A 13,561-nucleotide genomic window follows, 5' to 3' on the forward strand; every position below is an offset into this window, starting at 1 on the left:
CTTTAGAAAATGATACATACATTTTGCAATTATATCACTTTCTACACCGTGGATTAACCAAAAACGAACTATTTTTTCCCATTAACTTTAACTTACTACATTATATAACGAAGTAAGTCAAAGTATGAATACAAAATGACCAAATCGGTTTTACATTCAATAATAACAAATATATAGGAAATGTCATAAAAAATACAAGTATTTTCTCTTGGAAATACTTGTATTCCTAAAAAAATCCTCACAGCTTTTTATCATCTGTGAGGATTTCTTCTATTATATATCTACTTGTACTTCTACACCGAAATGATCTGAAATTACATTTCGGTTTGTACCATTAAAAATAACTTTTGAAGAACGAACTTTTTCACTTCGGTTACACAATATTAGATCGATTCGCAAATTATGTTTATTTTCATCCCAACCAGCAATCTCACCTTGGACAGTTGTTCCTTCATCCTTCTCTATTGCTAGTTCATATGTGTCATACAAACCTTTTTGCATCATATATTCATAACCCTCCCCTTGCAAACGGGCGTTATTATTAAAATCACCCATTAAAAAGGAAAGTTCATCGCTATCTACACGCTCCATCAAACGATTCACTTGATCTTTAAATGATTCTTCTTCATCATTCCACCAACCGAGGTGGCAAGAGTAAAACGTGATGTTCTTACCATTATAAGCAATTGTTGCACTTACAATCTTGCGTGTTTTCCAATACGTTGTATCCTTATTTTCTGAAATAAAGAACATATCTTCTTTTACAACATTATGCTTCGTTATAATCGCTAATCCTTCTTCATACACATCATAACCAATATGAGAGAAATCCCAAATAATATTGTAATCTTTTACATGTAACGCTTTTAACTCTTCTAATAGTAAAAGTCCAAAATTATCTTCTTTCTTGTTACCGCATACATTTTTAGCCCCTATCGACTGACTTACTTCTTGCAATGCGATGACATCGTACTCTTCTTCTTGAATGACTTTAGCAAGATATTTTATCTTTTCTATTTGATTGTCTTCTTGCCAAGAGTGACAGTTTAAAGTTAGCAATTTCATATTATTACGCACCTAACATATCTTGAATGTCTGACTTTAATACGTCAGCTTTCGGACCATATACAGCTTGTACACCTTTATCTTTTACGATAAGTCCTAAAGCGCCATTTTGTTTCCACTGTGCTTCTGGTGCAACAACATCTAAATCTTTTACTGTTACACGTAAACGTGTCATACAAGCGTCTACGTCAGCAATATTTTCTTTTCCACCTAATAAATCAATAACCTTTGTTGCTAATGAACCATCTTGTACATTTCCTGTCCCTTCTGATGACTCATCTTCGTTATCAATATAGTTACCTGCACGTCCTGGTGTTGGTAAGTTGAACTTTTTAATTAAGAAATTGAATAATGTAAAGTTCAGACCGAAGAATACTAATGAAACGATAACGAAATTGATTAAATCTCTAGTTAGTCCTGCATTCACCATCATCGGTGTACGAGTAATTAGCTCAATAAATCCGAATGCGTGAACACGTAAGTTAATTAAATCTGCTAATGCGAATGCAAGTCCTGTTGTAATTGCATATACAACATATAATACTGGAGCAATAAACATGAACATGAATTCAATTGGTTCTGTTACACCTGTTAAAAATACTGCTAACGCTGCTGATAAGAACATTGGTTTATATTTTGCACGTTTTTCTTTATCAACATTACGGAACATTGCGAATGCAATACCCATTAACGCTGCTGATGAACCGATAACTTGTCCAGCTTTGAAACGAGCTGGTACAACATTATTTAGTAGATCGTTATATGCTTTTGTATCCCCATTTGCTAATAAGTTATTTAAATCTGTAATCCATGCAAGCCATAAAGGATCTTGTCCTGCTACAACTTGTCCAATTTTTGAGCCAGTTAACATCGTATATGTTCCACCCAGCTCTGTATAGTTCATCGGAATCGTTAACATATGGTGTAAACCGAATGGTAATAGTAAACGCTCTAACGTTCCATATACAAATGGTGCAACAATTGGTGCACTATCTTTTGAAGCTGCAATCCAGCGACCAAATTCATTTAATCCACTTTGGATGAATGGCCATAAAAGTGATAATACAATTGCAGTTACTGTAGACCAAACAATTACAACGAATGGTACGAATCGTTTTCCGTTAAAGAATGCTAATGCTTGTGGTAGTTTGTTATAGTTATAATATTTGTTATATAAAGTAGCTCCTAAGAAACCTGTGATAATCCCTACGAAAACTCCCATGTTTAATGCTGGTGCACCAAGTACAGAAGTAAAGTAATCTTTTACAATTAAATCTCCTGCTAATACTGAAGAAACTTTCGCTTTTGAATCCGCTAACATTTCAGCGTTTACGCCAAATATAGCTCCTGTAATTCTGTTTGTTAAGACGAATGCTAATAGCGCTGCAAATGCACCACCTGCGCGATCTTTCGCCCAAGATCCCCCGATTGCTACTGCGAATAAGATGTGTAGATTTGTAATAATTGCCCAACCGATGTCTTCCATTACGCGAGCGATTGTATGAACTGCGTTAATATCCCCAGCAGACATCCCAATTAATTTACCGATAGAAATCATTAAACCAGCTGCTGGCATTACAGCTACAACAACTAATAACGCTTTCCCGAACTTTTGCCAAAAATCAAAAGACGTAATTTTCATCTGTTCTTCCTCCCCTTTATTTATAACAACATAATGATTTAAATTATAATTTCTGTTCCCTTTATGAAAACGATTCCCTATTTTAATTTGTTTTTATCTTTACGCAACCGTTTTCATAAATCTATTTTAATAAAAGCGTTTTCACTTTGCAATAGAAATTTATTTTTTTTCATAAAAAAAGATGCTCTTAGAGCATCCTTTTTTATTATGAAATACGATAAACCCTTGTTTCATAAGGCTTTAACGTGATTGTAGTTACTTGTTCATGTTCCGCAACTTCATAGTTATTTAAAAGCAAACGTTTGCGTTCTAATCCGAATGACTCCTCATTATATACAGCTTCCTCTTTTGAAATATTACTAATTACAATGATTTTTTCATCGTTTAATGTACGAGTATATGCATAAATTTGCGGATCATCTTCTAAAATTAAATCGTACGTACCGTAATTCAGTACATCGTGCTCTTTTTTCAAGGCAATCATTTTCTTATAGAAATTGAAAATAGAGTTCTCTTCATTCTTTTGCTTTTCAACATTAATTTCTTTGTAGTTTGGATTCATCCCAAACCAAGTTGTACCTGTTGTGAAGCCAGCATTCACCTCATCGTTCCACTGCATAGGTGTACGTGAATTATCGCGGCAAGAAGCCCATATAATTTCCATCATATCTTGATGAGATACACCTTCTGCAATTTTCTCACGATATAAATTTTTGATTGCTACATCATCGTAATCTTCAATATTTGGGAATTGAACATTTGTCATCCCAATTTCTTGTCCTTGATAAATAAACGGTGTACCGTGCATAAAGAAATACATCGCTCCAAGAGCTGTCGCACTTTCACGCCAATATTGTTTATCATCTCCCCAAGTTGAAACGATACGTGGCTTATCGTGATTCTCAATATATAAAGCATTCCATCCTTTATTTTCTAGGCCTTTTTGCCATTTCGTTAATACTTTTTTCAGCCCTACAACATCAAGATCTTTCTTCTTTTCTGCATCCCATAAGCTTAAATGTTCGAATTGGAATACCATATTGAACTTACCTTGCTCTTCTCCAACCCAAAGCTCAGCATCTTCAATCTTAACACCATTCGCTTCACCGACAGTCATAATATCGTACTTAGAAAATGTATTTTCTTTTAACTCTTCTAATAAAGGTTGAATACCATCTACATTCATATGTTTATCAAAAGATGGTACATACTTTAGTTCTTTTGGATTTGGCATATCTTTAAAGCCATCTTCTTTTTTAATATGGCTGATCGCATCCACGCGGAAACCATCAATTCCTTTATCAAGCCACCAATTAACTGTATCGTATAACACTTCACGGACTTCTTTATTCTCCCAGTTTAAATCTGGTTGTTTACGCGAGAATAAGTGTAAATAATATTGTCCTGTTACTTCGTCGTATTCCCATGCCGAACCATTAAAAATACTCTCCCAGTTGTTTGGTTCCGCACCATCTTTACCATCGTGCCAAATATACCAATCGCGCTTCGGATTGTCTTTAGATGAACGAGACTCAATAAACCATGGATGTTCATCACTTGTATGATTAATAACTAAATCAATAATAAGCTTCATATCACGCTTATGAACTTCATCTAGTAAAGCATCAAAGTCTTCCATCGTACCAAACTCATCCATAATATCTTGATAATCACTAATGTCATAACCATTATCATCATTAGGTGACTTATACATTGGACAAATCCAAATTACATCTATACCTAAATCTTTTAAATAATCCAGTTTTGCAATAATCCCTTGTAAATCCCCAATACCATCACCATTTGAATCCATAAAGCTACGTGGATAAATTTGATAAGCAACCGCTTCTTTCCACCATGTTTTATTCATAGTCATTCTCTCCTTTTGCATCCCATCGGAAATTTTATGCAAACGTTTTCGTAACACTATCATAACAAAATATGAATAGTTTGCAACTGTTTTCATTGAACTCTATGTAGTTTCTTCATTCTTATGCTTTATTTATTTCTCGCAAAGGCAAATCTCATTCCTCAACGGCTCTTGTCCACGCACGTTACACACACTAATTTATTTAATACTTAGGTAGGTTAAATAAATACGAAAAAGGAAGAACAAAATGCTGTTCTTCCTTTTTACATTGAAAATCGTTCAATTGTTTGTTTCAAGTTCTCTGCTTGTTGCTCTAAATCCTTTAATAATTGATCAATTACTACCATATTTTTAGATTGTTGCAACGTTACACGTGCTACTTCTTGTGAACCAGCTGACGTTTCTTCAGCAATTGCTGCTACAGCCTTCGTCTGTGCACCTGTTTGATGAATGTGACTCACTTGTTCATTCATATAGATACTAATTTGCTTCGTTGCATCCGCTACTTCCATAACACTTGATGACATTTCTTTTAAAATTAATTCGGTAGCTGCCCCACGTTTCGCCTCTTCTTTAGCTATTTTCACTTGTTCTGTCATTTTCGTTGCAACTTGTTGCACTTCCTCTTGCATATTCCGTAATAACTGCGATATATTTCTTGCAGAATGGTCACTTTCATCTGCAAGTTTACGTACTTCTTCAGCTACAACGGCAAAGCCCCGTCCATGCTCTCCAGCACGAGCAGCCTCAATAGAAGCATTAAGTGCTAATAAATTTGTTTGGCTAGCAATCTCACTCACAACAGATACAATATGTTCTACTTGTTTCATTCTTTCCTCTAACTTCTGTACATTTTGCATTGAATCTTCATTTTCTTTCGCCAATGTTTGAATACCTTGAATTAAAGACGTAAAGACACGCGTACTATGCCCTAAAGCTTGAACCATTTCTGAAGACAACTCATCAGACTGTTTTGCTTTCTCTTCTACTTCACTTGCAATAGAAGTTGTTGTATCAACAGCGGAAACAATCGCTTGAATTGATGCCGCTGATTGCTCAGCGCCAGAAGAAATCTCTGCAAGAGTTTCAGAAACACCTTGTGCTTGTTTCGTTGCTTCGCCAGTTTGTTTTCTAATTTGCTGTACTTGATTGTTTGTATACGAAAATGTTGTATCAATATTTTTTACCATGCCCCTTAAGTTCCCAAGCATCATATTAAATGCAACACTTAAAGATTTAATTTCATCATCAGTCTTCGGTAACGGAACATCTTCACGAATGTCTCCTTCAGCCGCTTTTCTCGCCGCCTCCTCTAACTTTCGAAGCGGTTTAATTAAAAATATGGCTGCTCCATATGCTAAAATTCCAGACCATACTACCCCTAATAACATAACGATAATATTATATGCAGTTTGACTTACATAACTTTGAAAATAATCATATATCACATAAATAAAAAATATACTTGTTGAATATGTAATTAAAGCTAAAACTGTAGTGAATAGCATAAGTTGTGTACGTAAGCCAAAGGAAAATGCCTTCCTTTCTTTTTCCATCTCTTCTTTCCCCCTTTTTATAAGTAATATAAGTACTACCTATATATTATTATCCATATTTTCGTTATAGAAAGATATAGGGATTTTAAAAATCATTATTCCCTTGAATATCAAATCAACTAAAAAAAATAAAGGATTCTGACAATTTGTGACTAATAACAGAAATAAGGGGCAACATTTGTAAAATATATTTTTGACTGGGGGTTTTGTATGATTCAGGTTCGAAATCTAGTAAAATCATTTGGCTCACTTGACGTTTTAAAAGGAATTGATTTAGAAGTACAAGAAAAAGAAGTTGTCGTTTTAATTGGTGCCAGTGGTTCCGGTAAAAGTACATTACTTCGCTGTCTTAACTTTTTAGAAATGTACGATGAAGGTGAAATTCACTTACAAGGTGAACGAATTGATCCAAAGCATTCAAATTTAAACAAAGTCCGCGAAAATGTCGGTATGGTTTTTCAGCACTTTAACCTCTTTCCCCATATGACCTCACTAGAAAACATCATAGAAGCACCTATTCATGTAAAAAAATTAGAAGCAGCAAATGCAAAAGAAATCGGAAATCTGCTTCTGCAAAAAGTCGGCCTACAAGATAAAGCAGATGTAACGCCCCATCTCCTATCAGGTGGTCAAAAACAGCGTATTGCTATTGCACGAGCTCTTGCTATGAATCCTAAAATTATGCTATTTGATGAACCTACCTCAGCTTTAGACCCTGAACTTGTTGGAGAAGTATTGCAAGTTATGAAAGAACTTGCTGAAGAAGGAATGACCATGGTTATTGTTACTCATGAAATGAATTTCGCAAGAGATGTAGCTGATCGCGTCATTTTTATGGATGATGGAAAAATTGTAGAAGATGCTCCGCCAGCACAATTCTTTTCAGCTCCATCACATGAACGAGCGAAACAATTTTTACGTAACGTTTTATAATATAACTTCTGTTTCAAACGAAAAGAAATACATTCATACGGTGCACAACTAATCATCTAAATAAAATATTTCAATAACATACTTAAAACCATCCGTATGATCAATATATAGGAGGGGTTTTATGAAAAGAAAACTATTAACCATTGTTGCGAGTATTACATTATGCACATCCTTTATACTAGGAGCCTGTAGTAAGGAAAGTGCTACTACTTCTTCAAATGGTGAAAAAGAATTTCGTTATGCGATGAGTGGCTTATATAAACCTTTTAACTATAAAGAAAATGACGGAAAACTTGTCGGTTTTGATGTAGAACTAGGTGAAGCACTTGCGAAAAAAATGAATATGAAACCAACCCCTATTACAAATCCATGGGAAACGCTAATCCAAGGTCTCAAAGCGAAAAAGTATGATGTAATACTGGGCAGTATGGCAATTACAGAAGAACGCTTAAAAGCTGTTAATTTCTCAAATCCTTATTATCGTTCTGGTGCCCAAATTTTTGTAGCTAAAAAGAATACATCTATCTCTTCTCCAGAAGATTTAAAGGGTAAGAAAATTGGTGTTGTAAAAGCTAGTACCTTTAAAGACCTCGTTGCAAAATATACAGATCAAATTACAGAATACGATAGCGATATTACTGCACTTATGGACTTAGAGCCTGGACGTATCGACGCAGTAATTACAGATCAAATGGTTGGTTTACGCATGATCAAAGAAGGTAAATCAAATATAAAAGAAGCTGGAAAACCACTAAACCTTGATGAAATGGGAATTGCTATTCGTAAAGATGATAAAGAAATGGTCGAGAAAGTAAATAAAGCTTTAGATGAAATTATTAAAGATGGTACGTATGAAAAGATCAGTAAAAAATGGTTTGGGCGTAATATTCTTGGTGAAGAGGAAAAAACGAAGTAATTTAGCCCTTCAAAGTTTCCATAAATCATGCCCCACTTTGTGTGGGGCATTTCATTCTCTACTAAAATCTATACAATATGAGGTGAAACGCATGTTTGAAATTTTTATCTCTACCTATCCCACACTCTTAAAAGCTACTATTGTCACATTACAATTAACACTAACATCCCTATTACTCGGTTCACTAATTGGATTACTATTCGCTTTCTTTCGAATCTCTAACAATAAAGTTTTAAATAGTATTGCTCACGTATATATCGCCATTATTCGTGGTACACCTTTAATTGTTCAAATCGCCATTCTCTATTTTGGGATTACATCCGTTGTTGTTTTTACTCCTTTTTGGGCAGGAGCCATTGCTTTAGCAATCCATAACGGTGCATATATTACTGAAATTTTCCGCGGCTCTATCCAATCTGTCGATCGTGGACAAATGGAAGCTGCTCGCTCTCTAGGGATGCCGTATTCTTTAGCAATGCGACGTATTGTATTACCGCAAGCATTTCGTCAATCTATTCCTCCTTTAGGAAATCAATTTATTATTGGATTAAAAGATTCTTCACTTGTTGCTTACGTAGGATTGTCCGAATTATGGGGGTCAGGTTTATCAATCGCTGCAGGGAACTTCCAACAATTAGATACATATATAATCGTTGGTTTATATTATCTCGTGCTCGTTCTCCTATTCACTTACCTTGTTAATCTTTTAGAAAAACGATTACAGCGAAAAGAAACAAACTCCGTTCAAATTAATACAAAGAATAAAAAAGAAGTCTCTTTATAAGAAAAAGCAAGCCTGAGATGGCTTGCTTTTTCACTGCAACATATATCAATTTTTACTGATTTACTTTTTTAATACTCTCTTCTTCCTCTATATGTTCCTCACGATATGAAATATTATGAGGATCTAGCCCATTTCCTAAAGAACCATAGAAATGCTCTCTATGCGGATCCACTAATTCACTTCCTTGATAATACACACGTGGTGTATTCCATAGCGCTGCCAAAGCTTTTGTCATCGGCATCTCATGATAGCGTTCCGGCCACATTTCTTTAATTTTCTCTTTTACTAACGGGTAGTATTTAGAGCTCATAGCAGGGAACAAATGATGTTCTGTATGATATGAGAAATTGAAATGTAAAACGTCTACCCAACGCGGCACTGTTACTGATAAACAGTTTGCTAACGGATCATTTACTGGAACAATTGGATTTAAGCGGTGATTTGTTGCGATATATGCCATTACAATAAAGTTAGCAATTAACAATGGAATCACATATGCAAATAACCATTTTCCAGGTCCCATAATAAACAATAAACTAATCCAAACAGTCCAAGGCAAAAGAAGTTGAAGCCATACAGATTTTTGATTGGATGACTTAAACTCTTTTATAAAATGAAAGAACATTCGAGTCGAATGCAATGTAAATTGAATTGTTAGTGACAGAAAACTAAAGAATGAACGTACATGAAGAGGCATGCGATATACCCAGCTCAAAAACTTACTCTTTTTAAGCTTCTCAAGTGTAGGCCATGCATCTGGATCATTCTCTTCATGTTGTGTATGAACGTGATGCGTTGCATTATGCCACTTTCGCCAAAGTTTAGGACCTGTTGATAATGGCATAAATGCAATCGCTCCTAGGAAATCACGAAGCCATGCCTTTCTTACAACAGTTCCATGTAAAATTTCATGCCCTAAAAACCCAAGTGAAGCAAAACATAATCCAAGAACGATCGCAATTCCTAGATTAGCCCACACATTCAATTCAAATACACCAATCGATATTAACCCCGCCAATGCCACAAGCAAATAAGCCAGTCCACCAAACAGACGAGTAGGAACTGGTTTAAATGCCTTTTTCGGCAAATGTGGTGATACACGTGCTGCATACCACCCAAACGTATGAAGCTCCTTCATCCTTTTGCCCCTTTCTTATGCCGCGCCTTGCGCAACTTACATATATCAATTCTTGCTTCCAGATTGATTTTACTAGGTGATTAAAAAAGCCTCTATTATAAGGAAAATATACTCACTCTATCGTCACTTACTTTTCGCTTTTATTATCAATGAAAAACATTTCTCTTTTTACTCTCTATCAACCTTTCCACATGATAAATCATATCAATAGAATTTCCACATTGTCAATAACTTTTATGACCTAGTAATAAAAGTTGGTTATATTTTTATAATTATACTTTATTTCACTAAAGAAAAAACATAGATTTTATAAGGTTTCATCCATTATGCATATACGTACTTTTCCATGCTATAGACTCTATCTTATTCAAGAACTCTCTATGTAAACAACAAATACACTCATCTAAATCTAGTTTTACACAACTTCTACCTCTTCATACCGACAACATCTGATAATTATATTAAGATAATTTCATCTTTCTTTTAAATAAAAATAGCCTCCCTCTCAAACAGCACACATGAATTTCATATCATATGGAAATATTAAAAGGAAAATTGTTCTAAATCAGGAGGTTTCCTTAATGACAAGCGATACATTTCCACAATTCCCATCATCTTATTGGATTGAATCTACTCAAATCCCGACTTTTCCCCCTTTATCTGAAAATATAAAGACAAAAGTTGCTGTTATCGGTGCTGGTATTACAGGTATTACTACTGCCTATTTACTTGCAAAAGAAGGCATCGATGTTGTATTACTTGATTCTGGTCTTATTTTAAACGGGACGACTGGGCATACAACAGCAAAGATAACAGCGCAACATGATCTTATTTATGATGAATTAATCAATCATTTCGGTATGGAAAAAGCCGGGCTTTACTATGAATCAAATAATCATGCTCTACAATTTATTAATGAAACTGTGCAAACATATAAAATCGACTGTAATTTCTCAAATGAAGATTCATATTTATATACAACTACCGATAAGGGATTAAGAAGTTTATCGAAAGAATATGAAGCCTATCAAAAATTAAATATACCTTGTGACTATGTTCAATCTCTATCGATTCCAATTCCAGTACAATCTGCACTTGTCATGAAAAATCAAGCCCAGTTTCATCCCCTTCTTTATTTGAAAACACTTTTAGAAAAGTTTGTGGAGATGGGCGGAAAAGTTTACGAACAAACGACTGCTATGGATGTAGAAAAAGGAGATTCTCCACAAGTCATTACAAAGGGCGGACATCGCATTACTTGTGAATATGTTGTCTCTTGTTCACACTTTCCTTTTTATGATGCGAATAGCTTTTTCTTTACGCGAATGTACGCAGAACGCTCTTATGCTCTTGCTATTAAAGCAAAAACAGATTATCCAGGTGGCATGTATTTAAGTATTGATGACCCAAAACGCTCCTTACGCTACACAACAAGCAATGGGGAAAAATTAATTTTAATTGGCGGAGAAAGTCATAAAACAGGACAAGGAATAAACACGATGCTTCATTACGAAGCACTTTATTCTTTTGCGGAAGCAACGTTTGGAATAGATGAAGTTCCTTATAGATGGTCAGCACAAGATTTAATTACGCTAGATAAGCTCCCTTATATCGGACATATTAACGAAAGTAATCCAAATATATTTGTTGCAACTGGATATCGTAAATGGGGAATGACAACTGGAACTGCTGCCGCTCATTTACTGAAGGATTCCATTCTAAAAGTAGACAGTCCATATAAAGAACTGTATGCACCATCACGCTTCCATGCAAATCCAGATATAAAAACGTTCCTCTCCCAAAACCTTGATGTTGCGAAACATTTAATTGAAGGAAAGATTGAAACTGCATTACGTAAACCAGAAGACCTCGAAGTTGGTGAAGGATCTGTCGTACATGTTAATGGGAAACGAGCAGGTGCTTATAAGGACAAAGATGGAAAATTACATATTGTCGATACAACTTGTACACATCTCGGCTGCGAAGTTGAATGGAATAATGGTGATTGTACTTGGGACTGTCCTTGCCACGGTTCACGCTTTTCAATTGAGGGAGATGTTATTGAAGGTCCGGCAGATCAACCGTTAAAACGAGTTGATAATGAGTAAACAAATAAAGAAGTTCAACAGAATGACTGTTGAGCTTCTTTATTTGTTATAAAACCTTTTCATATAAATTCCGATACAAGAAGGAAAATATTAACACCAAATAAAATAATATACTCATCTACAAATAAAAAGGGGGAATACTATGCAACCTTCAGCTCCACCTCATCTAGAATTTACAGAAACTATCTTTTCGAGCTCTATTACAAAACTTGTTGTTTTTATTTGTTGGCTAGCTATTCTAGCTGATGGATATGATTTAGGTATTTACGGTGCCGTTCTGCCAAAGCTCCTAGAAGACAAAAGCTGGGCACTTTCGCCGGCACATGCTGGTACAATTGCTAGCTATGCTTTATTTGGTATGTTTATTGGCGCTATTCTAGTTGGAACCATTACAGATCTAATTGGACGGAAATGGACGCTTATATGCTGCTTAGCACTTTTTTCTATCACAATGGGCCTAGCTGCACTTGCTCCTTCTCCCGAATTATTTGGTTTATCTCGGTTTATCGGAGGAATCGGATTAGGTGGTGTTATTCCAACAGCTTCAGCACTTACTGTTGAATATTCACCAAAAAAGCGACAATCTTTTATTTATGCTCTTATGTTTACTGGCTATCCTTTAGGGATCGTGTTAGGCGCTATTTTGTCGATGTTTATGTTAGAAGGTTTCGGATGGAGAACTATGTTTGGCATCGGAATGATTCCACTACTCCTTATTCCTTTCATTATTCGTTATTTACCTGAATCCATTCAATTTTTATTATCACGTAATCGCCAAAAAGAAGTTGACCAAATCCTTAATCGTTTTCAAATTGAATTCTATGTGAAAGATGAAACGCATCAACCCTCATCTAATATGCGAAAGAGAAATGGATTTCTTACTTTATTCTCAAAAGAATACAGAAAAGCAACGCTGCTCTTTTGGATCACTTATATAATGGGTATGTTTTTAATATACGGTTTAAATACTTGGTTACCTCAGATGATGCGACAGGCAGGATACCCTCTTGGATCTAGTTTATCATTCCTACTTATGCTAAATATTACTGCCGCTATCGGTGCATTATTTGCTGGAGCAATCGCCGATCGTATAGGAGCTAAAATTGTTATTAGCATCTCCTATCTTATGGCAGCTATATGTATTGGACTATTAACAATTAAACCATCTGTTACAATCATCTATCTTTTAATTGGTCTTGCTGGAATTGGATCAGTTGGCATTACCCAAATATTAAATGCATATGTAACACAATACTTCCCATCACATATCCGAGCTACTTCCTTAGGCTGGGGACTTGGACTTGGCCGAGTTGGCGCAATTACTGGTCCTATTCTTGTCGGTATTATTATGACAATGCAATATGACTTAGCATGGAATTTTTACTTATTCTCATTTGCAGGTCTTCTTGCAGCTATATCTGTTTTCATTATTCCTACAAAATAAAAAGAGCACAAACTTATGAACTGCACCTCCAATTGTTAGACACAGTCTAACAATTGGAGGTGCAGTTTTTCTATGGCTAAATTTACAGCTGATGAAAAAATACAA

At 35.1% G+C, this 13,561-nt stretch carries 10 protein-coding genes; 5 read left to right on the forward strand and 5 right to left on the reverse strand.

The window, feature by feature from the left end:
* Positions 1–273: 273 nt before the first annotated feature.
* The 4 genes from PDK19_RS25245 to PDK19_RS25260 form a co-directional block, all read right to left on the reverse strand.
* Positions 274–1,065, reverse strand: a complete 792-nt coding sequence (locus PDK19_RS25245; RefSeq protein ID WP_062822016.1) for an endonuclease/exonuclease/phosphatase family protein — start codon at positions 1,063–1,065, stop codon at positions 274–276.
* A gap of 4 nt (positions 1,066–1,069) precedes the next feature.
* Entirely contained in the window at positions 1,070–2,707 is a 1,638-nt protein-coding gene (locus PDK19_RS25250) for a PTS transporter subunit IIBC (protein WP_000705534.1), read from the reverse strand.
* Between the two features lie 205 nt (positions 2,708–2,912).
* Positions 2,913–4,577, reverse strand: coding sequence for a glycoside hydrolase family 13 protein (locus PDK19_RS25255; RefSeq protein ID WP_062822017.1), 1,665 nt, complete (start codon positions 4,575–4,577; stop codon positions 2,913–2,915).
* 263 nt (positions 4,578–4,840) lie between these two features.
* Complete coding sequence (locus PDK19_RS25260) at positions 4,841–6,133, reverse strand: methyl-accepting chemotaxis protein (protein WP_074615384.1); 1,293 nt, start codon at positions 6,131–6,133, stop codon at positions 4,841–4,843.
* Between the two features lie 210 nt (positions 6,134–6,343).
* Here PDK19_RS25260 and PDK19_RS25265 point away from each other — a divergent pair, with 210 nt between their 5' ends.
* The 3 genes from PDK19_RS25265 to PDK19_RS25275 all read left to right on the forward strand — a co-directional run bounded on the left by PDK19_RS25265 (position 6,344) and on the right by PDK19_RS25275 (position 8,766).
* Positions 6,344–7,066, forward strand: coding sequence for an amino acid ABC transporter ATP-binding protein (locus PDK19_RS25265; protein WP_000616942.1), 723 nt, complete (start codon positions 6,344–6,346; stop codon positions 7,064–7,066).
* 121 nt (positions 7,067–7,187) lie between these two features.
* Positions 7,188–7,982: an ABC transporter substrate-binding protein gene (locus PDK19_RS25270; protein ID WP_000823738.1), complete on the forward strand. Its 795-nt coding sequence runs from the start codon at positions 7,188–7,190 to the stop codon at positions 7,980–7,982.
* Between the two features lie 91 nt (positions 7,983–8,073).
* The gene (locus PDK19_RS25275) at positions 8,074–8,766 is read left to right on the forward strand and encodes an amino acid ABC transporter permease (protein ID WP_000461543.1); all 693 of its coding nucleotides are present in this window, start codon (positions 8,074–8,076) and stop codon (positions 8,764–8,766) included.
* Positions 8,767–8,818: 52 nt separating this feature from the next.
* On the opposite strand, the gene PDK19_RS25280 is transcribed toward PDK19_RS25275, so the two are convergent.
* A complete protein-coding gene (locus PDK19_RS25280) occupies positions 8,819–9,904 on the reverse strand; it encodes a fatty acid desaturase family protein (RefSeq protein ID WP_000661225.1) in 1,086 nt (361 codons plus the stop codon).
* A 581-nt stretch (positions 9,905–10,485) separates the two neighbouring features.
* Here PDK19_RS25280 and PDK19_RS25285 point away from each other — a divergent pair.
* A complete protein-coding gene (locus tag PDK19_RS25285; RefSeq protein ID WP_000199953.1) occupies positions 10,486–12,012 on the forward strand; it encodes an FAD-dependent oxidoreductase in 1,527 nt (508 codons plus the stop codon).
* A 142-nt stretch (positions 12,013–12,154) separates the two neighbouring features.
* A complete protein-coding gene (locus tag PDK19_RS25290) occupies positions 12,155–13,456 on the forward strand; it encodes an MFS transporter (protein WP_001183071.1) in 1,302 nt (433 codons plus the stop codon).
* Positions 13,457–13,561 lie beyond the last annotated feature (105 nt).

The sequence above is a fragment of the Bacillus cereus group sp. BcHK124 genome (genome assembly GCF_027712065.1).
Taxonomy (GTDB): domain Bacteria; phylum Bacillota; class Bacilli; order Bacillales; family Bacillaceae_G; genus Bacillus_A; species Bacillus_A pacificus.